Raw genomic sequence first — 23,151 nt, forward strand, 5'->3', positions numbered from 1 at the left:
GAAGAATTTCCGCACCGCCTTCTTCCTTTCTAGACCAGCATGCCCATCGGGTTTTCGATCATGCGCTTGAAGGCGACGAGCAGTTCGGCGCCGAGTGCACCGTCGACGGCGCGGTGATCGGTCGACAGCGTCACCGACATGATGGTGGCGATCTTGATCTCGCCGTTCTTGACCACCGCGCGCTCTTCGCCGGCGCCGACGGCCAGAATCGTCGCATGCGGCGGGTTGATGACGGCGGCAAAGTCCTTGATGCCGAACATGCCGAGATTGGACACCGCCGTCGTGCCGCCCTGATACTCTTCCGGCTTCAGCTTACGGCTGCGCGCACGGCTGGCGAGATCCTTCATCTCGTTGGAGATAACCGACAGCGTCTTTTCGTCGGCGCGCCGGATGATCGGCGTGATCAAGCCGCCGGGGATCGATACCGCGACGCCGACATCGGCATGCTTGTGCTTGACCATGGCGCTCTCGGTCCATGAGGCATTGGCATCCGGCACCGCCATAAGCGCCATTGCCATCGCCTTGATCACCATGTCGTTGACCGACAGCTTGTAGACCGGCGCCTCGCCCTTTTCGGTCTTCTTCATGGGTGCAGCCGCGTTGATCTGCGCGCGCAGCGCCAGAAGCGCGTCGAGCTCGCAGTCGAGCGTCAGGTAGAAATGCGGGATGGTGGTCGTGGCCTCGACGAGCCGACGCGCGATGGTCTTGCGCATGTTGTCGTGCGGGACAAGCTCGTAAGAGTCTTCGGCAAACAGTTTCAGCACCTGCTCATCCGACATCGCCTTTGGTGCGGCCGCCGGAGCGCCGGCGGGCGCCGCTTTTGCAGCGGGCGCCTTGGCGCCGCCGCTGGAAATCGCTGCATCCACATCGGCTTTGACGACACGGCCGTGCGGGCCGGAGCCGGTCACCGCCGAGACGTCGACCCCGGCTTCCCGGGCGATGCGGCGGGCCAGCGGCGAAGCGAAGATGCGGCCTTCCGGCGATTGGCTGATCTCCCTCGGCAGGCCAGAGGGGGGCGCCTCGCTCTTTGCGGCAGGAGGGACAGCGCCCCCCTCTGTCGATTTCGTCGACATCTCCGCCACGGGTGGGGAGATTGGCGCCTTGTCCTGCTTGGCCTCGGCCTTTGCTGGCGCGCCAGCGCCGTCACCACTCTTCGCGGCAGCTCCCGCATCCTCGCCTTCGGCCGCGAGCACGGCGATCAGCGCGTTGACCTTGACACCTTCGGTGCCGGCCGGAACGACCAGCTTGGCGACCGTGCCTTCGTCGACGGCCTCGACTTCCATCGTCGCCTTATCGGTCTCGATCTCGGCGATCACGTCGCCCGGCGAAACCTTGTCGCCCTCCTTGACCAGCCACTTGGAAAGATTGCCCTCTTCCATCGTGGGCGACAGGGCCGGCATGGTGATGTTGATCGGCATTTTGTCCTCCCGCCCTGCTCAGCGATATGTGACGGCTTTGACCGCCTCGACGACCTCGACGACATTGGGCAGCGCCAGCTTTTCGAGGTTCGCCGCATAGGGCATCGGCACGTCCTTGCCGGCAATGGTGATGACCGGCGCGTCGAGGAAATCGAAGGCGCGCTGCGACACCTGGTTGGCGATATGGTCGCCGACCGAGCTCTGCGGAAACCCTTCCTCGACCACGACCAGGCGATTGGTCTTCTTGACCGAGGCGATGATGGTGTCGAAATCGAGCGGACGGACGGTTCTGAGGTCGATGATCTCGGCATCGATGCCCATGCCGCGCAATTCGGCCTCGGCCTTCACCGCGTACGTCATGCCGATGCCGAAGGAGACGATGGTGACGTCGTTGCCTGATTTGTGGATACGCGCCTTGCCGATCGGCAGCACGAAATCGTCCATCTTCGGCACGTCGAAGGACTGGCCGTAGAGGATTTCGTTCTCGAGGAAGATGACCGGGTTCGGGTCGCGGATCGCGGCCTTCAGCAATCCCTTGGCATCAGCGGCGGTGTAGGGCATCACCACTTTCAGGCCGGGAATGTGGCTGTACCACGCGGCATAGCACTGCGAATGCTGGGCGGCGACGCGGGCAGCCGCGCCGTTCGGCCCGCGAAAGACGATCGGCGCGCCCATCTGGCCACCGGACATGTAAAGCGTCTTGGCAGCAGAGTTGATGATCTGATCGATCGCCTGCATGGCGAAGTTGAAGGTCATGAACTCGACGATCGGCTTCAGGCCGGCCATCGCCGCCCCGACGCCGACGCCGGCAAAACCGTGCTCGGTGATTGGCGTGTCGACGACGCGACGCGGCCCGAATTCCTGCAGCAGCCCTTGCGTGATCTTGTAGGCGCCCTGGTACTCGGCAACTTCCTCGCCCATGACGAAGACGTCTTCGTCGCGGCGCATTTCCTCGGCCATCGCATCGCGCAATGCTTCGCGTACCGTGGTCGAGACCATTTCGGTGCCGGCCGGGATGTCGGGATCGGCGGCGATTTCGGCCTTCGGAGCAGCGGCAACGGGTGCTGCCGCCTCGCTCTTGGCCGCAGCAGGCGCCGGCGCCGCCGTTTCAGCCTTGGCAGGTTCCTCTTCAGCCTTGGCAGGTTCCTCGCCGATGCCTTCGCCTGCCTCGTCAATGTCCTCGCCATCCACCGCAAGCACGGCGATCACTGCGTTGACCTTGACGCCTTCGGTGCCTGCGGGAACCACGATCTTGGCCAGCGTGCCTTCGTCGACGGCCTCGACTTCCATCGTTGCCTTGTCGGTCTCGATCTCGGCGATCACGTCACCGGCGACAATCTTGTCGCCTTCGTTCTTCAACCATTTGGAAACATTGCCCTCTTCCATCGTCGGGGAGAGAGCGGGCATGAGAATTTCGATCGGCATGTCCTTGCCCTCCCGTTACAGTACGATGTCGGTCCAGAGCTCGGACGGATCCGGCTCCGCGTCGTTCTGGGCAAATTCGGCGGCGTCCGCGACGATGTCGCGAACCTCCTTGTCGATGGTCTTGAGCTCGTCCTCATCCGCCCACTTCTTCTCGAGCAGGCGCGCCTTGACCTGCTCGATCGGGTCTCGCTCGGAGCGCATCTTCTGCACTTCTTCCTTGGAACGGTACTTTGCCGGATCGGACATCGAGTGCCCGCGATAGCGGTAGGTCTGCATTTCGAGGATCAGCGGCCCTTTGCCGGCGCGGCACCATTCGGTGGCGAGATCGCCGGCTGCCTTGACCGCGCGGACATCCATGCCGTCGACCTGGATGCCGGGGATCTTGAAGGAGGCGCCGCGGTGCGAAAAATCCGTCTCGGCCGACGACCGTGAAACCGAGGTGCCCATGGCATAGCGGTTGTTCTCGATGATGTAGATCACCGGCAGCTTCCACAACGAGGCCATGTTGAAGCTTTCATAGACCTGGCCCTGATTGGCGGCGCCGTCGCCGAAATAGGTCAGCGTCACATTGTTGTTGTCACGGTAGCGATTGGCGAAGGCAAGGCCGGTGCCGAGCGAAACCTGCGCGCCGACAATGCCGTGGCCGCCGTAAAAATGCTTCTCCTTGGAGAACATGTGCATGGAGCCGCCCTTGCCCCTGGACAAGCCGCCGCGGCGCCCGGTCAACTCGGCCATGACGCCGCGCGGGGACAGTTCCATCGCCAACATGTGACCATGGTCGCGGTAGGCGGTGATCATCTGGTCGCCATCGACCAGCGCCATCTTCATGCCGGTGACAACTGCTTCCTGGCCGATATAGAGATGGCAAAAGCCGCCGATGAAGCCCATACCGTAGAGCTGGCCGGCCTTTTCCTCGAAGCGGCGGATAAGCAGCATGCGCCGGTAGGCGTCAAGCTCCTCGTCCTTGGTGAAGTCGACAGGCTTGGGAGCCGAAAGCCCCGCCGATTTGCCGTCGGATCTGGATTTGGATTTGGCAGGCGCTTTTCTGGCGGCGGTGGCCATGCATCACTCCCTGTTGGCGTCTCTTGCGGACACTGAGGGAGATCAGTTCTCCCCACCGATTTGGGGAGGCTAACACGAGGGAAAGCGTTTCGCCATGCCGAAAAATGCATGGCTGACATGCATCTAAGCGATTAAAATCATTGAAAATATCGGCGATTAACTGAAATTCGGTTATCTTGCAGCAGCCGGTAACATGATGGTAATTTCGTCGGCATGGGACATGTTGAGCGCCTTGCGTGCCTGCTCGTCGAGCATGTCTTTCTCCAGCGTGCCCTGATGCAGGAGTTGAACGCGACGCTCCAGGTCGATCCGGCGCGCCTTGACGGCATCGACCTTACCTTGCAGATCGACAGTTTCGGCCTCCAACCGATATTTGGAATAGATGCCGAATTCGCCATGATAGGCGTGAAAGCCGAAATAGGTCAGGAACGCCACGCAGAGCGAAGGAATGATCAGCCGACCGGTGTTTCTCTGCTTGTGCTGACGTGTCCACATGATCCAAATCCTCGCGGCCGCGAACTCACAGCCCAGCGTCTTTTTTCGCCCGATTGTGCTTAATGGACGGTTACGGATGCCCGGATTTGGCTGTGTTCAAACAAAAAAGGGCCGGGAATGCCCCCGCCCTTTCGTTTCGGATATTTTTGTGGGGTCAGCCTTTCACGATCGACTTGCCGGCGTAGAGCGCCTGCTTGCCGAGTTCTTCCTCGATGCGGATGAGCTGGTTGTACTTGGCCATGCGATCCGAGCGCGACAGAGAACCTGTCTTGATCTGCCCGCAATTGGTGGCGACGGCGAGATCGGCGATGGTCGAATCTTCGGTTTCGCCCGAGCGGTGCGACATGACGGCGGTGTAGCCGGCCTTGTGCGCGGTCTCGACGGCGTCAAGCGTTTCGGTCAGTGAGCCGATCTGGTTGACCTTGACCAGGATCGAATTGGCGACGCCCATGCGGATGCCGTCGCGTAGCCGCGCCGTGTTGGTGACGAACAAATCGTCGCCGACCAACTGGGTCTTCTTGCCGATGAGGTCGGTCAGCGTTTTCCAGCCGTCCCAGTCGTCTTCGGCCAGCCCATCCTCGATCGTGATGATCGGATAGTCGGTCGCGAGCTTGGCCAGATATTTAGCCTGGGCCTTCGGATCGCGGGTCTTCCTCTCGCCTTCATAGACGTAGTTGCCGTCCTTGAAGAATTCGGTCGCGGCGCAATCGAGGCCGAGCGCAACCTCTTCGCCCGGCTTGAAGCCGGCCCTCTCGATCGATTCCATGATGAAATCGAGCGCAGCGGGCGCGCTTTTCAGGTTCGGGGCGAAGCCGCCCTCGTCGCCGACATTGGTGTTATGGCCGGCGTCCTTCAGCCGCTTCCTCAACGTATGGAAGATTTCCGAGCCCCAGCGCACGCCGTCGCGCAGCGTCTGCGCTCCGATCGGCAGGATCATGAATTCCTGGAAGTCGATCGGGTTGTCGGCATGGGCGCCACCGTTGATGATGTTCATCATCGGCACCGGAAGCACATGCGCCTTAGTGCCGCCGACATAGCGGTAGAGCGGCAGGCCAGCCGCTTCCGCCGCGGCCTTGGCAACAGCCAGCGACACGCCGAGGATGGCGTTGGCGCCGAGCCGGCTCTTGTTGGGTGTGCCGTCGAGCTCGATCATAGTCTGGTCGATGTGGATCTGGTTCTCGGCTTCCATGCCGCCGATCGCCTCGAACAGTTCGCCATTGACGGCCTCCACCGCCCGCAGGACGCCCTTACCGAGGTAGCGGGCGCCGCCGTCGCGCAGTTCGACCGCCTCATGCGCGCCGGTCGAGGCGCCGGAAGGTACCGCAGCGCGGCCCATCGAGCCGTCTTCGAGCACGACGTCGACCTCGACGGTCGGATTTCCGCGGCTGTCCAGGATTTCACGCCCGACAATGTCGACGATGGCGGTCATTTGCGATGTCCCCGATTGATCTGACGAAGCGTCGCGCACGTCTTAGCCAAAGTGCTGCAAAACGCAATCGGGACATCCTCAAATATTGCCGCCCTGGCGATTCACGAAGCACAAATTGATGTCATCATATGTCATGGCAGGATGTGGCTTTCTGGTTTATGCTTGTAGCCGCGCGGGGCGAAACAGGAGGAGTTTCGCCATGTCCCAGTTGAGCGGTATCGTGAGTTTGTTCCTGATCGCGGCGGCATTCCTGACGTCGTGTGACACCCAGCAGCCTCAGCAAGGCGCGGTAGAGTTGTCGACCCTTCAAGCGGAGTAGATATCTCACAGAGAAGGCCCCCGGTGAACCGGGGGCCTTCTTTGATTCCGGAGACCTTAGTCAATGCCAGTAAGGCTCGACCTTGTAGTAGCTGTATGAAGCATCACGCGCGGCCTCGCCGTCGGCGCCCGTCAATTCGTTGATCGAATAGGCAGGAGCCGTCTTCAGTTGCTCCTTCGTGAACGGCACGACGTAGCCGCCCTTGTTCTCGTCATAGTCGAGGCTCGCCCATGGAATGGCGTGATATTTCTCGCCGATGCCGAGAAATCCGCCAAAGCCGATGACGGCAAACATTATGCCGTTCGACAACTTATCGAGCATAACGTCCTCGATGTCGCCGATGTGCGTGCCTTCGGTGTTGTAGACAGATGTGCCGATCACCCGCGAGGCAGCGATGGCTTCAGTGTGTCCTGTCTGGGTCGTCATGGTGTGCTCCTCTTGTCGTTGGCGCTATGCATTGACAATGAGGGGCACGGATGAAGGTTCCAGACTTTTCGACGCCAACCCCGGCGCGGGGCATGTTCAGCCCTTGGCGACGCGGTCGAACGCCATCAGCCTTTCGAGCAATGCCGAGAGATCCTTCAGGGGTACCATGTTGGGGCCGTCGGACGGTGCATTGTCGGGATCCTGATGCGTCTCGATGAAGACGCCGGCGACCCCGACCGCCACCGCGGCGCGCGCCAGCGTCTCGACGAAGCGCCGATCGCCACCCGTGGAGCTGCCCTGCCCGCCCGGCTGCTGCACCGAATGCGTGGCGTCGAAAATCACCGGCGCGCCGATCTCGGCCATGATCGGCAAAGCACGCATATCGGACACCAGCGTGTTGTAGCCGAAGGACGCGCCGCGCTCGGTGACCAGCACATTGGCGTTGCCGGAACCGGTGATCTTGGCGACGACGTTCTTCATGTCCCACGGCGCGAGGAACTGGCCCTTCTTCACATTGACGACCTTGCCGGTTCGTGCCGCCGCGATCAGCAGATCGGTCTGGCGGCTGAGGAAAGCCGGAATCTGCAGGATATCGACATGCGGCGCCACGACCGCGCACTGTTCCTCGGTGTGGACATCGGTCAGGATTGGCAGCGAAAACGCCTTGCGCAGATCGTCGAACACCGGCAGCGCTGCATCGAGCCCAGCGCCGCGCGTGCCTCCAAGCGAGGTGCGGTTGGCCTTGTCGTAGCTGGTCTTATAGACCAGGCCCAGCCCCAGCTTCTCAGTCACTTCCTTCAGCGCGCCAGCCATGTCGAAGGCGTGCTGGCGCGATTCGAGCTGACACGGGCCGGCAATCAGCGACAGCGGCGCGGTATTGCCGAAGACGACATTGCCGACGGTGACGGAGGAATTGGGCTTGCTCATGCGATCTCCCGGAAAATGAAGGCCGCACCCTGCCCGGGTGCCGGCCGCACGACAATGTCATTGCCGCGTATGTCGTATTCGACGGAACTGGCTGCAATCAGCTTTGCAACGGCGTCTGCGCGGCGAACCGAAAAGACTACCCCCACGAAGCGGAGTTCCGACGGCGCGCCGGCAGCTATGCCGAAGCGCGTTTCGAAAGCGACGGGGTCAAGCAGGGTCAAGGTCGCGTTCGGCAGGCCGAACGCGGTGCTGCTCACCTGTCCGGCCGCCGGACTGCGCGCCGCGATCGAAATCAGCCGGTGCTGTACGGATGGCTCGTCGCTGACCGCCACGACTTCGACAATGCCCGTTGCGCCATTGGCGTGGATTTGCAGCGCGGTGCGATCCACTTTCGGCGCATTGATCCGCTCGCAGGCGAACAGGAATGCGTCCGTCGCCCCGGCGCCGGAGGCGAAGGCCAGCTTGAACGATGCCGTGTCGCTCTTTCCCGCCGCATCGGTGAAGGCGCGCGAAAAGCTCAGTACGTCTCCGGCCGACAGGCCGGCTTCGACATAGCGCGCGTGATCGGCTTTCGCATTCCCGGTGCCCAGCACCACGGCCGAAAACCCCTCATTGCCGCGCTTGTCGCGATAGGCACGATCGCGCGTGACGAAGACGTTGCCGTCCGCGATCGCTTTCGCCGCCGCCTGCGCGTTGCCCACCGCCAGCGGCTCGAGATAGGTGCCGTCTTCAAGGAAAACGCAGCAGTTTTCCGTTCCGAAAGGATGGATGCCGGCCGGTGCCACGACAAAGCCGAGCGAAACCAGCCGCGCCCGCGCCACGTCGAGGCTCGCGGTCGGCAGCACAAGATGGTCAAGCGGATAGGCACCTGGCGGATAAGCGTCTGGCGAATGAGGGCCTGCAGGCATCGTCTCGGTCATGCCGGCGCGGTGTGCATCATTCCGGACGTTGGTTCAAGAGCCTCGCCTGACGCCGCAAGGATTCATACGCTGATCGCGGGATCCCGTTACGCGGGCTCCGAAATACTTGCCGCTGCCGGAAACCAACCTACGTCATCCAAATGAGAAATATCATGTTCATAGCGGCCGCGGTCGTCGCGATAGCCGTTCTTGCCATGCTGGTCTGGAATGCGCCCAAGCGGCCGGGCGCCGATCTGACCGAACCGACCGCCTCTCAGACGGAGTAGGTAGCACGTTGCTCCCTGCTTCGGCCGATTTCTCTTCAGGTCGCCGCCACAACATCCGCAGAATACCGCAGTTCGCGCAGCGGTTTGACCTGGCTGGTCGTCTCGGCATAGAGCGGATGGGCCTTATAGGCGGCCAGAGCGGCATCATCCTCGAACTCGGCATAGACGACGACGTCGATTTCGTCCGAAAGCGGGTCGACCTTGGTGTTGAGCGTCACTTCGAAATGACGGGAATGGGGAATGTTGCCAAGCGCCAGCAAGCCCGTGCGTACGGCCCCAACATCCTCTTTGTGCCGCGCGCTGAAAAAAACGATATGCCGGATCAATCCAGCCTCCTCGATCGATATGCAAGCGTGTTTTGTGTGGGCAAAACGGTCGCGTCAACCGGCACGATGTCGCGCCGACAATGTGCGGGAAAGAAAGCTACACCAGGCTGGTGATGTAGCGCGCGATGCGCGTTATCTCCCTGACGGTGGTGTCGAGATAGCTGCCCTGATTGTAGAGCCCGTCCCAGATCAGGAAGAACGTGACGGCGCAGATGACGATAACATAACGCATGGCTAAAACTATCGCATGGCAGCGGCTGCAACCATAGTGATTCCGGCGTTGACTGGCGCCCTCCCCCGAAATCTTTCTGCTTGCCTTGCCGTCGTGAAGTCGACGAAAGGCCGGAGGCCGCCGCCTGGCCCAGCCAGTTCCCGCCTTGCCTCTTGAAGTTCGCATCGATGACGTGAAAGATTGGCGGCGGGGTTCACCGGAAAGTGCCGAAACTCTGCTCAAGGGGTGCGCTTTGGTTCAGGCCCGCCGTACCGAACGGCGAGCTACTCCGATCAGAGAGCGTCGAACCTGGCGAATGAACTGCGGGGTGCGGAAAATGGCGATTTTGCGCGCCGGCTCCGCAGAAGTCCGGGGGCGTGACATGGGTTACAAGGAATATACCGACATTGCGTCCGGCGACGCGGTCAGGCTGGACGAATTCAATTTCGCCGAAACCGTCAAAGGCCTGCCGGCCAAGGCGCGCATGGTATTGTCGGCGGCGATGAACCTGCCGCGTGGCTCGCTCAAGGTGAGGATGCCGGACGGTCGCGCCGTCCTGGTCGGCGGCAAGGCGCCGGGTCCGGACGCCGAACTGGTGCTCAAGAATTGGCGCTTGCCTGGTCGCGCGTTCACCAGCGGCACCATCGGCATCGCCGAATCCTACATGGACGGCGATTGGGACAGTCCCGATGTGACCAGTTTCCTGGAACTGTTCGTGGTCAATTCGGAAATCGGAGAGCGCATCGCCGGCGGCGCCAGTTGGCTGATCAACGCCGTCCAGCGTGTCCGCCACTGGCTCAACCAAAACACCCGCAGCGGTTCGAAGCGCAACATTTCGGCGCATTACGATCTCGGCAACGCCTTTTACAAGGAATGGCTGGATCCGAGCATGACCTATTCGTCGGCGCTCTATACGACTGGCGCCAACGATCTGGAGAGCGCGCAAGCCGCCAAATATCGCGCGCTGGCCAAGGACACGGACATCGGCGCGAAAGACCATGTTCTGGAAATCGGTTGCGGCTGGGGCGGCTTTGCCGAATTCGCCGCGCGCGAGATCGGCTGCCGCGTCACCGGCTTGACCATCAGCCGCGAGCAGCATGATTTCGCCAGAGCGCGCGTCCAGAAGGCCGGTCTCGCCGACAAGGTCGACATCAAGCTGCAGGACTACCGCGACGAAACCGGATCCTACGACCGCATCGCCTCGATCGAGATGTTCGAGGCGGTCGGCGAAAAATACTGGCCGGTGTTTTTCGGCAAGATGAAGGATTGCCTGCGGCCTGGCGGCACCGCAGGCCTGCAGATCATCACCATCAACGAGAAAGCCTACGACACCTATCGCGCCCGGCCGGATTTCATCCAGCGCTACGTCTTCCCGGGCGGCATGCTGCCGACGCCGTCGATCCTAAAGACGCTCGGCAAAGACCATGGCCTTGCTCATCTGCGGGAGCGCATATTCCCGGACGACTATGCCCGCACGCTCGCCGAATGGCGCCAGCGCTTCTGGGCGTCATGGGAAAAGATCGTCCCGCTCGGTTTCGATGACCGCTTCAAGAAGCTCTGGGAGTTTTACCTGCACTATTGCGAGGCTGGATTTCGCGCCAGCTACATCGATGTCCGCCAGGTGGTTTACAGGGCCTAGGCCGGCGACGTCATCGCAATCACTGTCTCTTTGAATCTGTTGGCATCTTTGGGCCGTCGCATCATTGGGCGATTGCCGTGAAAAAGTCCGATCCCGACGCAAGATGCGGCGCAAGAATCGGAATCACATCATGCGCAAACGGACAATCCTCCTCATTGCCATTGTTGTCGCTGCGGGCGGCATCTGGCTCAACAACAGCCCGCTGCTGTCGAGCCGTCCGGCCGGCACCCCGGCCGTGCTTGCGCATCGTGGCTTGGCCCAAGATTTCGACCGCAAGGATCTCGGCTCCGACACCTGCACGGCCGAACGCATGCTGCCGCCACGCCATCCTTTCCTTGAAAACACGATCCCCTCGATGGAAGCCGCCTTCGCGCTTGGCGCGGACGCGCTCGAACTCGACGTCCACCCGACCACGGACGGCAAGTTCGCGGTCTTCCACGACTGGACGCTGGACTGCCGCACCGAAGGCAAGGGAGAAACGCGCACCCATGCCATGTCCGAATTGAGGATGCTCGATGTGGGCTTTGGCTACACGGCGGATGGTGGCAAGACCTTCCCGTTCCGCGGCAAGGGGATCGGCATGATGCCGTCACTGGACGAGGTCCTGCAGCGCTTCCCGAACCGCCGTTTCAACATCAACATCAAGAGCAACGACCCGGGGGAAGGCGAGGCATTGGCCGCCTGGCTCGCCACGCTGGCGCCAGCCGAGCGTGCCAGCCTGACAGTCTATGGCGGCGATAGGCCGGTCGCGGCGGTCAAGGCGGCGCTGCCGGACATGCACACGCTGAGCCGTGCGTCGCTGACCCGATGCATCCTGCGCTATGCAGCGCTCGGCTGGAGCGGCTACGTTCCGGAAGCGTGCCGGCGAGACACCTTGCTCATCCCGATCAACGTCGCCCAATGGCTCTGGGGCTGGCCTGACCGTTTTCTGGACCGGATGGACAGCGTCGACACCCGCATCTACCTGCTCGGCCCCTATGCCGGCGGCGGCTTTTCACAAGGGCTCGACGATCCCCAACTGATCGACCAGTTGCCTGACGGCTATTCCGGCGGCATTTCCACGGATGCGCTGGACCTTGTCATGCCCGTGATCAAGCGGCGTTTTGGCCCACCTGCGTGAAGGCGACGAAGACCGCGCTTCGGTTAGAATTGGCATGATTTCGAATCGACGCGCAAACCTCGCTTTCGCAAAAAGCTGACTTTCAAAGCGTGATGCGGCACTTGGCAAACGTCAGCTCTTGTCGTCATCGCCCTGGGTGATCAGCCGCGCGCTGCGCTGACCTGTCACGTAGATCCATAGCCAGCTCAGCGAAACCGCAAGCCGGTTCCGGAAGCCGATCAGGAAGTAGATGTGCGCGAGACCCCATAGCCACCAGGCCGGCCAGCCGGTGAGCTTGATCCAGCCGAAATCGATCGCGGCGGCGCGCTTGCCGATCGTCGCCAGATCGCCGTCATGCTTGTAGCGGAAGGGACGCGGGGTTGCGTCGCCGGCAAGCCGGGCCTTGATCGTCGCTGCGACATGCCAACCCTGCTGTTTGGCGGCGGGTGCTACGCCGGGCACCATCCGGCCATCGGGCCGCAGGGCGTGCGCAGCGTCACCGATGACGAAAATCTCCGGGCTCCCCGGCACGGTCAGGTCGGACTCGACCAGCACCCTGCCCGCGCGATCCGCTGCCGCCCCCAGCCATTCGGCGGCCGGCGAAGCGGCGACCCCCGCCGCCCACAGGATTGTCCTGGCCGGCAGGTGCGTTTCGCCGAAGACGACGCCCTCGGCATCGCAGCGTGTAACGGGCCGGCCGAGTTCGACCGTGACGCCAAGCCGCTCGAGCGCCTTCTTGGCATAGCCGGAGAGTTTCGGCGCGAAATTGGGAAGGATGCGGTCGCCGGCCTCGATCAGCACCACGCGCGTCTGTCGCGTATCGATGTTGCGGAACTCGCCGCGCAGCGTGTCGTGCGCCAGTTCGACAATGGTGCCGGCCAGTTCCACGCCGGTCGGTCCGCCGCCGACGATCGCCAGCGTCAGCAGCGCCTGGCGCTTGGCGGGATCGGTCTCCCGCTCGGCTTGCTCGAAGGCGAGCAGGATGCGCCGTCGAATGGTGGTGGCATCCTCCAGCGTCTTCAGCCCCGGCGCGAAAGGCTCCCATTCGTCATGGCCGAAATAGGCGTGGCGGGCGCCGGTGGCCAGCAGGAGCGTGTCGTAAGCGACTGCATCGCCATCATCGAGCAGCACGCGTTTGCCGGCGCGGTCGACGCCGCGGACGGTGGCGAGCAGCGTCGCCACGTCCTTGCGCTTGCGCAGGAGATGGCGGATCGGCCAGGCGACTTCCGAGGTGGCGAGCGCCGTGGTCGCCACCTGGTAGAGCAGCGGCTGGAAGAGATGGTGGTTGCGCTTGTCGATCATGGTGATGCGCACTGGCGCACCGGCAAGCGCGCGGGTGAATTCGAGACCCCCAAACCCCGCCCCGACGACGACGACATGTTGGCTGGGTCCGTTCATCTCACTCACTCCGGGAGATCAGGCTGAAGAGCAATTTCGCCAGGGCTGGTATAGGTATTTTTGTGCACTGCAACAACATCCGACTTTGCCGACTGCCCGGCCTAAGATGTCGCGTATGTACATGCCCTATCCTGCCGCCGCGTATAATTTCATCGAAACCAACGACAGGAGTGGAACTTGGATAGCGATCATGACGACGACGGTCTGGGACAATATTCCTCGCCGCCTTGCTTCATGCACGAGCTCGACCCGGAATTCCGGGCGTCGCTATCCGACTGGTCCGACGTGAAACGATGGCGCAAGGCCGAGCGCGAGCGGCTGATTGCGGCCCGCCTTGCTGTCCCGGCTGACGCGCGAACGGCAATGTCGCAGCGCATCGCCGAAAGCCTCGACGCGGTGATCGGCGACATCGCCGGCCGCATGGTCAGCCTCTACTGGCCGTTCCGCGGCGAGCCGGATTTGCGCCCTTGGATGGCTTCCACCAATGCGCGCGGCGGCCGCACCGCACTGCCTGTTGTGGTCGAGAAAGGCCGGCCGCTAATCTTCCGCGCCTACGCACCGGGCGATCGACTCGAGAAGGGCGTCTGGAATATTCCGATTCCAGCTGAAGGCGATCCGGTGCTGCCCGACATCGTCATTTCGCCGATCGTCGGCATCGACCCGGGACAGTATCGCCTGGGCTATGGCGGCGGCTTCTTCGACCGCACGCTGGCGGCGATGCCGTTCAAGCCTTTGGTCATCGGTGTCGGCTACGAACTGCAGCGCATCGCCACCATCTACCCGCAGCCGCATGACATCCCGATGGACCGGGTGGTGACGGAGGTGTTCAAGGCCTAGGCAAGTTCCGGCTTCATCCCCACGGCCGTGCGGTCGACGATCTCGCGCAAGGCGAAGGACGAATTGATCTTCGTCACATGCGGCATTGCCGACAGCCACTCCTTGTGGATGCGCTCATAGTCGACGAGGTCCTTTGCCGCGATGCGCAGGATGTAGTCGTATTCACCAGACATCAGGTGGCAGGACAGGACATTCGGGCAGCGCTTTATCGCTGCCTCGAAATCCGACAGAGTCTTCTCGAATTGCCCCGACAGCGATATATGCACGATCGCCGTCATCTGGTGGCCGAGGGCCGCGTTGGAAAGCCGGGCATGGTAGCCGCGGATGGTTCCGGATTTCTCCAGATTGTCCAGCCGCCGCGAGCAGGCCGACTGCGACAGGCCGACCTTCTCGGCAAGCGCCGCATTGGGTATCCGCCCATCCTTCTGCAATGTTTCGAGAATAGCGATATCGATCCTGTCGAGCGGCATTTTTCGGGATTCCTGCGACAATCCGGCTGTTTTGCGCAACGATTATCGAGCCACAGGCTTTAGCGCAAGCGTATTCGCAAACACTTACGGGGCGATTCGTGGTTCACTGTCTCTAAACAGGGAACGTGCCCGGAAGGGCCGGATCAGGAGAAGAAAATGCGCGTCGGCTGCCCCCGGGAAATCAAGAATCATGAGTACCGTGTCGGCCTGACGCCAGGCTCGGTCCGCGAATATGTCGCGCACGGCCACGAAGTGCTGGTCGAGACCGGAGCCGGCGCCGGCATCGGCGCCGACGACAACGCTTATCGCGCCGCCGGCGCCACCATCGCCAAGACGGCCGCCGACGTGTTCGCCAAGTCCGACATGATCGTCAAAGTCAAGGAGCCGCAGCCCGAGGAATGGGTCCAGCTCCGCGACGGCCAGATCCTCTACACCTATCTCCACCTCGCTCCGGATCCGGAGCAGACCAAGGGTCTGCTGGCCTCCGGAGTGACGGCTATCGCCTACGAGACGGTCACCGACGACCGCGGCGGCCTGCCGCTGTTGGCGCCGATGTCGGAAGTCGCCGGCCGCCTGTCGATCCAGGCCGGCGCCACCGCGCTGCAGAAGGCCAATGGCGGCCGCGGCGTGCTGCTCGGCGGCGTGCCCGGCGTGCTGCCCGGCAAGGTCACGGTGCTTGGCGGCGGCGTCGTCGGCCTGCATGCCGCCCGGATGGCGGCCGGCCTTGGGGCCGACGTCACCGTCATCGACCGCTCGATCCCGCGCCTGCGCCAGCTCGACGATATCTTCGGCGGCCGCGTCCACACCCGCTACTCGACTGTCGAGGCGCTGGAAGAGGAATGTTTTTCAGCCGACATCGTCGTCGGTGCCGTGCTGATCCCGGGTGCCGCCGCGCCGAAGCTCGTTACGCGCGAAATGCTGTCGGGCATGAAGAAAGGCGCCGTGCTGGTCGACGTCGCCATCGACCAGGGCGGCTGCTTCGAGACCTCGCACGCCACAACTCATGCCGCGCCGACCTATGAGGTCGACGGCGTCATCCACTATTGCGTCGCCAATATGCCGGGCGCGGTGCCGGTCACTTCGGCCCATGCGCTCAACAATGCTACACTGCATTACGGCCTGCAGCTCGCCGACAAGGGCCTAAAGGCGCTGGTCGACGATCATCATCTGCGCAACGGCCTCAATGTCCACAAGGGCAAGATCACCAACCGCGCGGTGGCCGAAGCACTCGGCTATGAACTGGTCGAGCCGAAGGCCGTTCTCGCCGCCTGAACCCGCCGCCGATTCTTCTCACGACAGAGCCGCCGACACCCTCGGCGGCTCACTTTTTTCCACAAGGCAATTTCACGGCTTACGGTCGGCTGAACGGCTTTGCGCGTTTTGCGTGCAATATGCCTTTTCTGTGGCTTTTTTGTTACAGCCTCCGCCATGGGCCGATGCTAGGAGGTTATCGGGTTTTAAAAGGTAGGGGCTAATGACCAGCAAAAGATTCGCAAAATCTCTTCTTCTTGGCGCAGTTTCCGTTCTGGCGCTCGGATCGGCTTCCCATGCCGCCGACGCGGTTGTGCCGGTCGTCGAGACATCGGGCTTCAACTGGAGCGGCATCTATGTCGGCTTTGGCGTTGGCGCCGGCGCCAATGTCCACGAACTCAGCGGTGATCTCCTTCCTGGCTTCTCGCTGAATGGCATTGGTGGTGAAGGCGTTTACGGTGAATTGACCGTTGGATACGACTACATGGTGTCGCCGCGCTTCCTGATCGGCGGACTTCTGGACGCCCATGTCGGCAACATTGAAACCACGCTCGACGTTGCTGGATTGGATGCTTCGGTCCAGGAGACCTACGGCTTCGACGCTGGTTTGCGGGCTGGCTATCTCTTGACGCCAAACACCTTGGGCTATGTGCTCGGCGGCTATTCCTGGCAGAAATACAAACTCGATACGAACGCAGGTTTTGATTTCGATTGGGACCAGAGCGGCTACTTCGTCGGCGCTGGCGTTGAAACGGCCGTCAACAGCAATTGGACCATCAAAACCGAATATCGCTACACCCGCTTCGGCACCAAGGATGATCTTCTTGCCGATCTCGGTGCGCCGGATGGCACCCTCGAGCTCGACACGTCGCGGCATACGTTCCAGGTTGCGGCCAACTATCGCTTTGGCGCCCAGAATGGCGGCGTCGCCTCCTTTGAAGCCCCTGCCTACAACTGGACAGGCTTCTACGTCGGCGGTGCCGCCGGTGCGGGTGCGTCCGTGCATCAGATCGACGTTCCCCCGGCTGGCCTCGAGTTCAACGGGCTCGGCGGCGAAGGCGTGTTCGGCGAATTGAACGTCGGCTATGACCATGATTTTGGCAGCTGGGTGGCAGGCGTCATGGTTGATGCTCGCTACTCCGGCATGACTTCAGAGCTGAAGTTCCCGGGCGGGTCCATTAATCTGGATACTGATTACGGTTTCGATGTGCTTGGCCGTGTCGGTATGAAGGTCAACGAATCAACCCTCGCCTATGTGCTCGGCGGTTACAGCTGGCAGCATTTCGATCTGGACGCGCCCGCACCTCTCAATGCCGATTGGGGTTCCAGCGGCTTCTCTGTGGGTGGTGGTCTCGAAACGGCCATGTCCAGCAACGTGACCGTCGGCCTCGAATATCGTTATTCGCAGTTCTCCGAGAAGGATTTCTCGTCGGAGTTTCCGATCCCTGATGACTTCGTGACCTCCACGCCTTCGTTCCACACCGTCCGCATCGGTGCGAAGTACAAGTTCAACTAGAACCGTCCAGACAACAGTCAAAGCCCGTCGGTCATTCCGGCGGGCTTTTTCTTTGGGCGGAAGAAATCCGCGGGACAATGCAGGCAACAAAAAAGCGGAGCCAAAGCCCCGCTTCCTCTGATATCGAGACTTCCCGCCGGTTCATCCGCGGTCGGCAAATCGATCGACGATCAATCCGTAACGCAACATTGCGACAAGCGTACGACAGCTGCGATGAATGCCGCCCGGATCGTCACGCGCGCTCGATCCGGCACTGGTAGCAGTTGTTGCGCGCGGAGCGGACATGCACATAGGCGATGTCGTCGCGCTCGAACAAGGTCTCGGCCCGCGCCGCTATAGCGCCCGTCGGAATGACGCCGCCGCTGCCATAAACGATGCGGTCGTCCTTGTCGTAGCCGCGCACGATATAGTCGGTGCTTTCGAGCATCTGGGGAAGCGCCTCGGCTTCGGCAGCGCGCTCGCATTCCTCGGCGTGCAGAAAGATCGGCCCGGTCTCGGCATAGGGCTGCAATTCCGGGAATGGCCGGTAGGCCAAGATGAGATAGGTTTCTCCAGCGGCCACGTTCTTCAGGCAGTGGCGGCAAGGCACGCCGTCGCCGTCGGATATTTTCCGCTCTGGTATCAGGCCATAGGCGTCCGGCGCGCCGCGCTGCAAAGCTCTGACATCTTCCGTGGGCAAGGCTTTGAACTGGATGGTCATGGCGAAATCTCCGGTGTCGTCGACCGGACAATTACGCCGCTGCACCGACGCCTCCCACCCGATTCCTGCCAATTTGGATCAGTCCATCAAGGCGTCGAGGCCTCGCACCAGCCCGGTGACCTCCTGCACCCGCCGGATGGCGAGCAGCGTACCCGCCACGTAAGGAGCGGCGGACGACCCGGCGTCGTGGCGAATGGTCAGCCGCTCGTCGGGCAGGCCGAACAGCGCCTCGCAGGACAGGATGTAGGAAGGCAGCCGAAGCGCATGCACCTGAACCCCCTCACCCGTGCCGACCGCCGCACCGCGCGTTCCCGGTACACCGGAGACCTCCGAGACCGGCCGCGCGGTCGAAGCCTTGCGGACGTCGGCCAGAGCTTCGGCAAGCTCGCGCGCCGTGCCGGATGGTGCGTCGGGCTTCTTGGCGCTGGCATAGTCGATAACCTCGACATCCGGCACGTATTTCGCCGCCATCAGGGCAAAGCGCTTCATCAGCGTGGCGGTGATCGAAAAATTGCCGGCCGCAACGACGCCGACGCGATTGGCGCGTGCTGCAGCGTCGATCTCGGCAAAATCGGCAGCACCCAGCCCCGACGTGCCGATCACGACGTGCCGTCCCCTTTCGATAGCCAGCAGCGCATGGTCCTTCACCACGTGCGGCTTGGTGTAGTCGACCAGCACGTCCGACGGCACCTCCAGCGCCTCGGCCAGCGAGGCGGAAACGGTAACACCATTGGCCGGTAAGCCCACCAGCAGGCCGGAATCCTGACCAGCGCCGCTGCGTGACACAGCCCCGGCCAGCGTCATGTCGCCCTGCGCCCCGACCGCTGGAACCAGCGCCTTGCCGACCCAGCCAGTCGCACCGGCCATCACCACCCGTATTGCCATCGTTTGATCCTCCAATCACCATTAGAACATCATACGTCCGTTTGGACGCGTGAAGAATGCTCTTAGGGTTTGACGCTACGCATCGGGCGGCCGATGCGGTAGGTCTTGAGCGACCAGCGATAGGGAAAGAGCCCGGCTCATTCAAGCCGGGCTCCGTTTGGCGTGTTGATCCAGACCGCCGCACAAACGGTCAGATCACAAGAATTTTGAACAGTCTTACCGGATGAAGTCGTCGAAGCGGCGCAGCGTCACCCGGCGATTGCGCCAATTCTCGTTCTGCGTCTGCACCAGCAGGAACTCCTCGCCGTAGCCGACGGTTTCCAGCGCATGACGCGGCACGCCAAATTCGCGCACGAGGGTGCGCTTCAGCGAGGCGGCGCGCTGTTCCGACAGGATCTGGTTCGACTGGAAGGAGCCGACCGCGTCGGTATGGCCTTCGATCAGCACGCGTGCCCCGGGGTCGCGCCGCAGGATGCGCTGAAGCGCATCGGCGATGTTTTCGATCTTGTCGTATTGCGAGCTGGAAATCGCCGCTGAGCCGAAGGCGAAATTGATCGACTGGATATCGATCGAGCGGGCCATGCGCCGCAGGTCCGGCCGCCTCTTGAATTCGCGAATGGTGACGCGCTGATTGGGGCGCAGCTTCACCCGAGGCGCCGCCTCGAGCTGGCGCTCGATCGTCGCGGCCGACGGCGTGGTCGCCTGGGCGGCGGCTAGCGTCGGCATGGCGAGTGCCGCAATAACCGCAGCGGCAAATGTGCGTCGGGTCAGCATGTCTTTTCTCCTTCGGGGCCTCGGCCCATTGATGGTGCCGGCAAGATGGCAAAGACAAGCTGAAGCTTTGATGAACGAAAGGTTCAGCTTTCGGGGAAAATCACGGTCGCATGACGCTGGCCGCGCGCTCGGCGAAAGCCATTGGATGCACGATCTCCTTCTTTTGCGCCACCGGCTCAAAGCCGAGTTTCTGGTAGAGCGGCAATGCCGCCGGATGATCAAGCGTGCAGGTCTGCACCGTCACCCGCCTTGGGCCGTGCGACCAGGCGGCGGCGATCGCCGCACCCAGGAACCAGCGACCGATGCCTTGCCCGGTCGCGTGCTCCATCATACCGAAATAGGCGAGTTCCACTTCCTCCGGCAGATGCGGCTTGAGGTCGAAGAAGCCGGCCGGCGCGCCATCGAGATACAGCACCCTGATGTCGCGGTCCTCGCGGTGGACGCCCGCAGAAAGCTCCTCGTCGCTCAGCCTCAGCACGTTGACCCAGTGCCATTTGCGGCCTACCCGATCCATCAGGTAGCGGTAGAAATGCAGCGGAATGTCCTTGGTCTTCAGCAGCGCGATCTGCCGGTTGTAGGGCACCGGCGGTGAATAGGCCGGCGGCACATGCATTTCGAGAAACGTCACCGTGACCTCGATGTCTTCCAGCGCTCCGTTCTCCATCACCGTCAGTCCTTGCCCGTCACGACGGGCGTATCGGAAAGCCCACCCCATTCCGTCCATGAGCCGTCGTAGAGCTTGTTGTCAGTATGGCCAAGCGTCTCGAGCGCCAGCGTGATCGCGGCCGCCGTAATGCCTGAACCGCACGAGGTGACAACCGGCTTCGACAGGTCGATGCCAGCGTCCTCGATCATTTTGCGCAAGCGGTCCTTCGACAACAGTTCGCCGTTTTCAGCAAGCACCGAGGACGGCACATTATGCGCGCCAGGCATATGGCCTGAGCGAATGCCCGCGCGAGGTTCCGGCTCGGTACCGGCAAAACGGCCGGCAGACCGGGCGTCGGCGACCTGGCTTTCCCTCGTCCCGACGATCCGGCGCATGTCGGCAAGGCTGGCGACGCGAGTAGCGTCGAAGTCGGCATGAAAAACGCAAGGCGCCATCTTGGTCGGCTCCGCCGTCACCGGCCGTCCCGCCGCTTTCCAGCGATCGAAGCCGCCATCCAGTATATAGACCTGGAACACGCCCATGACACGAAACATCCACCAAGCGCGCGGGGCCGAGAAGAAGCCCGGACCATCATAGACGACGATGGTGTCATCGGCCGAGATACCCATGGCGCCGACATACTGGGCGAAATGCTGCGGCGACGGCAGCGTGTGCGGCAGGGGGGAATCGGGATCCGAGATCGCATCCTGATCGAGGAACCGCGCACCCGGAATGTGCGCCGCGTCATACTCGGCGCGCGCGTCGCGCTTTTGCGCCGGCAGATACCAGGACGCGTCGATGATCGTCAGGCCCGGCTCGCCAAGGCGCGCCTGCAGCCAATCCGCATCGACGGTGAAAGGGCTGTCTTCGGCCATTCTTCTTCTCCTGCCCGCCTCTTGGCGGCGTACTATCTATCAGATCGTCGGCATCGGTCCAAAGCGGATACGGAACCGCCGGTTCTCGCGGCCCTTCTTCTCGATCTTGCCGATATGGATCTCGCCGACTTCGCCGGTGCTCTTCACATGGGTGCCGCCGCACGGCTGGCTGTCGATCGAGGCATTCTCGCCGATGCAGACCAGACGGATCTTGCCGGTGCCCACGGGCGGCCGCACATTCTTTGATTTCACCAGTCCCGGATTGGCCGCCAGTTCCTCGTCTGATATCAGCCGGGTGAAGATCGGGTGGTCGGCCCGTACCAGTTCCATCAGCCTGGCCGTCACGTCTTCCTTGGTGAAGCCGGCATCCGGTATGTCGAAGTCTACCCGGCTGTCGTCCTCGGAGACCGCAGCGCCGGTGATCGGGAACGGGCAGACGACGGTGAGCAGATGGCAGGCTGCGTGCATGCGCATCAGAAAGTGCCGCCGCTCCCAATCGATGGCGAGCTTTACCGGCTCGCCGACCTCAAGCACTGTGTGCTCGGGCGCCGGCACATGGATGATCTCGTCCTTGGTCTCGCCGGTGATGGTGGCAGCAATCGCAATCCGGCTGCCGTCGGCGCGTTCGAGGGTGCCGGTATCGCCCGGCTGTCCACCCGACGTGGCATAAAAAATCGTCCGGTCCAGGATGACGCCGCCACGATCGTTGACGGCGACAACCAGGGCGTCAGCCGTCCTGAGATAGGCGTCGTCGCGAAACAGCGCTTCCGTATTGTGCGCCATCACGCGACCTTTTCAAACGGCACCGGGATTGTGCTGCGTTGTTCCATCCAGCTTGGCACCGGCAGCTTCTTTTGGCGCAGGAATTCCGGGTTGAACAGTTTCGACTGATAGCGTGTGCCGTAGTCGCAAAGCACGGTCACGATGGTGTGGCCGGGACCCAGTTCACGCGCCAGCCGAATCGCGCCGGCAATGTTGATGCCGGTCGAGCCGCCGACGCACAGCCCTTCCTCCTGGATCAAGTCGAAGATGATCGGCAGCGCCTCCTCGTCCGGAATCTGGAAGGAGAAATCCGGCGTGAATCCCTCCAGATTGGCGGTGATCCGCCCCTGCCCGATGCCTTCGGTGATCGAGCTGCCCTCGGATTTCAGCTCACCGCTGGTGTAGAAACTGTAGAGCGCCGCACCCAGCGGATCGGCGAGCGCGATCTTGACGGTCCTGCTCCTGGCCTTCAGCCCGAAGGCGACGCCGGCCAGCGTTCCGCCGGAGCCGACCGCCGAGACGAAACCGTCGATCTTGCCGCCGGTCTGGGCCCAGATTTCTTCCGCCGTGGTGCGGATATGGCCGTCACGGTTGGCGACATTGTCGAACTGATTGGCCCAGATCGCGCCGTTCGGTTCGGACCGCGCCATCTGCTCGGCCAGGCGGCCCGACAGTTTCACATAGTTGTTGGGGTTCTTGTAGGGTACCGCCGGAACCTCGATCAGCTCGGCTCCGAGCAATTTGATCGTGTCCTTCTTCTCCTGGCTCTGCGTATCGGGGATGACGATCACGGTGCGGTAGCCGAGCGCCTTAGCGACCAGTGTCAATCCGATGCCGGTGTTGCCGGCCGTCCCCTCTACGATGACGCCGCCCGGCCTCAAGAGCCCGCGCTGCTCGGCGTCGCGGATGATGAACAGCCCGGCGCGATCCTTGACCGACTGGCCCGGATTCATGAATTCGGCCTTGCCCAGGATCTCGCAGCCGGTTTCTTCCGAGGCTTTGTTGAGGCGGATCAGGGGCGTGTTGCCGATCACGTCGATCACAGAACGGGGCATGGAGATTCCTTTATGCGTGC

24 protein-coding genes are annotated in these 23,151 nt (G+C 62.5%); 5 read left to right on the top strand and 19 right to left on the bottom strand.

Annotation, left to right across the window (positions count from 1 at the left end):
- Positions 1-29: 29 nt before the first annotated feature.
- The 10 genes from E5X88_RS27475 to E5X88_RS27520 all read right to left on the bottom strand — a co-directional run bounded on the left by E5X88_RS27475 (position 30) and on the right by E5X88_RS27520 (position 9,245).
- The gene (locus tag E5X88_RS27475) at positions 30-1,418 is read right to left on the bottom strand and encodes a pyruvate dehydrogenase complex dihydrolipoamide acetyltransferase (RefSeq protein ID WP_292166887.1); all 1,389 of its coding nucleotides are present in this window, start codon (positions 1,416-1,418) and stop codon (positions 30-32) included.
- Between the two features lie 18 nt (positions 1,419-1,436).
- Positions 1,437-2,843: a pyruvate dehydrogenase complex E1 component subunit beta gene (locus E5X88_RS27480; RefSeq protein WP_292166890.1), complete on the bottom strand. Its 1,407-nt coding sequence runs from the start codon at positions 2,841-2,843 to the stop codon at positions 1,437-1,439.
- 15 nt (positions 2,844-2,858) lie between these two features.
- Positions 2,859-3,905: a pyruvate dehydrogenase (acetyl-transferring) E1 component subunit alpha gene (gene pdhA / locus E5X88_RS27485; RefSeq protein ID WP_292166893.1), complete on the bottom strand. Its 1,047-nt coding sequence runs from the start codon at positions 3,903-3,905 to the stop codon at positions 2,859-2,861.
- 171 nt (positions 3,906-4,076) lie between these two features.
- Positions 4,077-4,400 (bottom strand): septum formation initiator family protein, encoded by a 324-nt coding sequence (locus E5X88_RS27490; protein ID WP_292166895.1) that lies wholly within the window; start codon positions 4,398-4,400, stop codon positions 4,077-4,079.
- A 154-nt stretch (positions 4,401-4,554) separates the two neighbouring features.
- Positions 4,555-5,829, bottom strand: a complete 1,275-nt coding sequence (eno, locus tag E5X88_RS27495) for a phosphopyruvate hydratase (RefSeq protein WP_292166898.1) — start codon at positions 5,827-5,829, stop codon at positions 4,555-4,557.
- 379 nt (positions 5,830-6,208) lie between these two features.
- A complete protein-coding gene (locus tag E5X88_RS27500) occupies positions 6,209-6,574 on the bottom strand; it encodes a PRC-barrel domain-containing protein (RefSeq protein ID WP_292166900.1) in 366 nt (121 codons plus the stop codon).
- Positions 6,575-6,670: 96 nt separating this feature from the next.
- Positions 6,671-7,501 carry a 3-deoxy-8-phosphooctulonate synthase gene (gene kdsA / locus E5X88_RS27505; protein WP_292166903.1) on the bottom strand — a complete coding sequence of 277 codons (831 nt, stop codon included), beginning with the start codon at positions 7,499-7,501 and terminating at the stop codon, positions 6,671-6,673.
- Entirely contained in the window at positions 7,498-8,409 is a 912-nt protein-coding gene (locus E5X88_RS27510) for a VOC family protein (protein WP_292166905.1), read from the bottom strand. The genes kdsA and E5X88_RS27510 overlap by 4 nt, the downstream gene beginning before the upstream one ends.
- 313 nt (positions 8,410-8,722) lie before the next feature.
- Complete coding sequence (locus tag E5X88_RS27515) at positions 8,723-9,013, bottom strand: Dabb family protein (RefSeq protein ID WP_292166908.1); 291 nt, start codon at positions 9,011-9,013, stop codon at positions 8,723-8,725.
- Between the two features lie 97 nt (positions 9,014-9,110).
- Positions 9,111-9,245 (bottom strand): hypothetical protein, encoded by a 135-nt coding sequence (locus tag E5X88_RS27520; RefSeq protein WP_292166911.1) that lies wholly within the window; start codon positions 9,243-9,245, stop codon positions 9,111-9,113.
- 361 nt (positions 9,246-9,606) lie between these two features.
- Between E5X88_RS27520 and E5X88_RS27525 the strand changes: the two genes are divergently transcribed.
- Both E5X88_RS27525 and E5X88_RS27530 read left to right on the top strand, forming a co-directional pair.
- Positions 9,607-10,863, top strand: a complete 1,257-nt coding sequence (locus E5X88_RS27525) for a cyclopropane-fatty-acyl-phospholipid synthase family protein (RefSeq protein WP_292166914.1) — start codon at positions 9,607-9,609, stop codon at positions 10,861-10,863.
- Between the two features lie 130 nt (positions 10,864-10,993).
- On the top strand, positions 10,994-11,983 hold the full coding sequence (locus E5X88_RS27530) for a glycerophosphodiester phosphodiesterase family protein (protein ID WP_292166916.1): 990 nt from the start codon (positions 10,994-10,996) through the stop codon (positions 11,981-11,983).
- A 111-nt stretch (positions 11,984-12,094) separates the two neighbouring features.
- Here E5X88_RS27530 and E5X88_RS27535 read toward each other — a convergent pair whose 3' ends face one another.
- Positions 12,095-13,360 carry an NAD(P)/FAD-dependent oxidoreductase gene (locus tag E5X88_RS27535; protein WP_292166918.1) on the bottom strand — a complete coding sequence of 422 codons (1,266 nt, stop codon included), beginning with the start codon at positions 13,358-13,360 and terminating at the stop codon, positions 12,095-12,097.
- A 177-nt stretch (positions 13,361-13,537) separates the two neighbouring features.
- Between E5X88_RS27535 and E5X88_RS27540 the strand changes: the two genes are divergently transcribed.
- A complete protein-coding gene (locus E5X88_RS27540) occupies positions 13,538-14,197 on the top strand; it encodes a 5-formyltetrahydrofolate cyclo-ligase (protein ID WP_292166921.1) in 660 nt (219 codons plus the stop codon).
- On the opposite strand, the gene E5X88_RS27545 is transcribed toward E5X88_RS27540, so the two are convergent.
- Entirely contained in the window at positions 14,194-14,667 is a 474-nt protein-coding gene (locus E5X88_RS27545) for an Lrp/AsnC family transcriptional regulator (RefSeq protein ID WP_023675099.1), read from the bottom strand. The two genes, E5X88_RS27540 and E5X88_RS27545, sit on opposite strands and share 4 nt — an antisense overlap.
- 156 nt (positions 14,668-14,823) lie before the next feature.
- Here E5X88_RS27545 and ald point away from each other — a divergent pair, with 156 nt between their 5' ends.
- Entirely contained in the window at positions 14,824-15,939 is a 1,116-nt protein-coding gene (ald, locus tag E5X88_RS27550; protein WP_292166923.1) for an alanine dehydrogenase, read from the top strand.
- 202 nt (positions 15,940-16,141) lie between these two features.
- On the top strand, positions 16,142-17,434 hold the full coding sequence (locus E5X88_RS27555; RefSeq protein ID WP_292166925.1) for an outer membrane beta-barrel protein: 1,293 nt from the start codon (positions 16,142-16,144) through the stop codon (positions 17,432-17,434).
- Positions 17,435-17,666: 232 nt separating this feature from the next.
- On the opposite strand, the gene E5X88_RS27560 is transcribed toward E5X88_RS27555, so the two are convergent.
- The 7 genes from E5X88_RS27560 to E5X88_RS27590 form a co-directional block, all read right to left on the bottom strand.
- On the bottom strand, positions 17,667-18,134 hold the full coding sequence (locus E5X88_RS27560; RefSeq protein WP_292166981.1) for a DUF1203 domain-containing protein: 468 nt from the start codon (positions 18,132-18,134) through the stop codon (positions 17,667-17,669).
- 78 nt (positions 18,135-18,212) lie between these two features.
- On the bottom strand, positions 18,213-19,019 hold the full coding sequence (gene dapB / locus E5X88_RS27565; protein ID WP_292166926.1) for a 4-hydroxy-tetrahydrodipicolinate reductase: 807 nt from the start codon (positions 19,017-19,019) through the stop codon (positions 18,213-18,215).
- Between the two features lie 216 nt (positions 19,020-19,235).
- Positions 19,236-19,793, bottom strand: a complete 558-nt coding sequence (locus E5X88_RS27570; protein WP_292166928.1) for an OmpA family protein — start codon at positions 19,791-19,793, stop codon at positions 19,236-19,238.
- A gap of 100 nt (positions 19,794-19,893) precedes the next feature.
- Positions 19,894-20,457 carry a GNAT family N-acetyltransferase gene (locus E5X88_RS27575; RefSeq protein ID WP_145716513.1) on the bottom strand — a complete coding sequence of 188 codons (564 nt, stop codon included), beginning with the start codon at positions 20,455-20,457 and terminating at the stop codon, positions 19,894-19,896.
- A 5-nt stretch (positions 20,458-20,462) separates the two neighbouring features.
- Positions 20,463-21,314: a 3-mercaptopyruvate sulfurtransferase gene (gene sseA, locus E5X88_RS27580; protein WP_292166934.1), complete on the bottom strand. Its 852-nt coding sequence runs from the start codon at positions 21,312-21,314 to the stop codon at positions 20,463-20,465.
- A gap of 39 nt (positions 21,315-21,353) precedes the next feature.
- The gene (locus E5X88_RS27585) at positions 21,354-22,097 is read right to left on the bottom strand and encodes an alanyl-tRNA editing protein (protein ID WP_292166937.1); all 744 of its coding nucleotides are present in this window, start codon (positions 22,095-22,097) and stop codon (positions 21,354-21,356) included.
- Entirely contained in the window at positions 22,097-23,131 is a 1,035-nt protein-coding gene (locus E5X88_RS27590; RefSeq protein WP_292166940.1) for a cysteine synthase A, read from the bottom strand. Before E5X88_RS27590 ends, E5X88_RS27585 begins: the two co-directional genes overlap by 1 nt.
- Between the last annotated feature and the right edge of the window lie 20 nt (positions 23,132-23,151).

The organism is Mesorhizobium sp. (genome assembly GCF_004962245.1).
Classification (GTDB): Bacteria; Pseudomonadota; Alphaproteobacteria; order Rhizobiales; family Rhizobiaceae; genus Mesorhizobium.

Bases quoted from the DNA above. Each gene is read 5' to 3' on its own strand.
- kdsA (WP_292166903.1), bottom strand. From the start codon at position 7,501: ATGAGCAAGCCCAATTCCTCCGTCACCGTCGGCAATGTCGTCTTCGGC.
- eno (WP_292166898.1), bottom strand. From the start codon at position 5,829: ATGACCGCCATCGTCGACATTGTCGGGCGTGAAATCCTGGACAGCCGC.
- E5X88_RS27520 (WP_292166911.1), bottom strand. From the start codon at position 9,245: ATGCGTTATGTTATCGTCATCTGCGCCGTCACGTTCTTCCTGATCTGG.
- ald (WP_292166923.1), top strand. From the start codon at position 14,824: ATGCGCGTCGGCTGCCCCCGGGAAATCAAGAATCATGAGTACCGTGTC.
- dapB (WP_292166926.1), bottom strand. From the start codon at position 19,019: ATGGCAATACGGGTGGTGATGGCCGGTGCGACTGGCTGGGTCGGCAAG.
- E5X88_RS27525 (WP_292166914.1), top strand. From the start codon at position 9,607: ATGGGTTACAAGGAATATACCGACATTGCGTCCGGCGACGCGGTCAGG.
- E5X88_RS27475 (WP_292166887.1), bottom strand. From the start codon at position 1,418: ATGCCGATCAACATCACCATGCCGGCCCTGTCGCCCACGATGGAAGAG.
- E5X88_RS27510 (WP_292166905.1), bottom strand. From the start codon at position 8,409: ATGCCTGCAGGCCCTCATTCGCCAGACGCTTATCCGCCAGGTGCCTAT.
- E5X88_RS27500 (WP_292166900.1), bottom strand. From the start codon at position 6,574: ATGACGACCCAGACAGGACACACTGAAGCCATCGCTGCCTCGCGGGTG.
- E5X88_RS27490 (WP_292166895.1), bottom strand. From the start codon at position 4,400: ATGTGGACACGTCAGCACAAGCAGAGAAACACCGGTCGGCTGATCATT.
- E5X88_RS27570 (WP_292166928.1), bottom strand. From the start codon at position 19,793: ATGCTGACCCGACGCACATTTGCCGCTGCGGTTATTGCGGCACTCGCC.
- E5X88_RS27560 (WP_292166981.1), bottom strand. From the start codon at position 18,134: ATGACCATCCAGTTCAAAGCCTTGCCCACGGAAGATGTCAGAGCTTTG.
- E5X88_RS27590 (WP_292166940.1), bottom strand. From the start codon at position 23,131: ATGCCCCGTTCTGTGATCGACGTGATCGGCAACACGCCCCTGATCCGC.
- E5X88_RS27530 (WP_292166916.1), top strand. From the start codon at position 10,994: ATGCGCAAACGGACAATCCTCCTCATTGCCATTGTTGTCGCTGCGGGC.
- E5X88_RS27545 (WP_023675099.1), bottom strand. From the start codon at position 14,667: ATGCCGCTCGACAGGATCGATATCGCTATTCTCGAAACATTGCAGAAG.
- sseA (WP_292166934.1), bottom strand. From the start codon at position 21,314: ATGGCCGAAGACAGCCCTTTCACCGTCGATGCGGATTGGCTGCAGGCG.
- E5X88_RS27535 (WP_292166918.1), bottom strand. From the start codon at position 13,360: ATGAACGGACCCAGCCAACATGTCGTCGTCGTCGGGGCGGGGTTTGGG.
- E5X88_RS27585 (WP_292166937.1), bottom strand. From the start codon at position 22,097: ATGGCGCACAATACGGAAGCGCTGTTTCGCGACGACGCCTATCTCAGG.
- E5X88_RS27555 (WP_292166925.1), top strand. From the start codon at position 16,142: ATGACCAGCAAAAGATTCGCAAAATCTCTTCTTCTTGGCGCAGTTTCC.
- pdhA (WP_292166893.1), bottom strand. From the start codon at position 3,905: ATGGCCACCGCCGCCAGAAAAGCGCCTGCCAAATCCAAATCCAGATCC.
- E5X88_RS27480 (WP_292166890.1), bottom strand. From the start codon at position 2,843: ATGCCGATCGAAATTCTCATGCCCGCTCTCTCCCCGACGATGGAAGAG.
- E5X88_RS27575 (WP_145716513.1), bottom strand. From the start codon at position 20,457: ATGGAGAACGGAGCGCTGGAAGACATCGAGGTCACGGTGACGTTTCTC.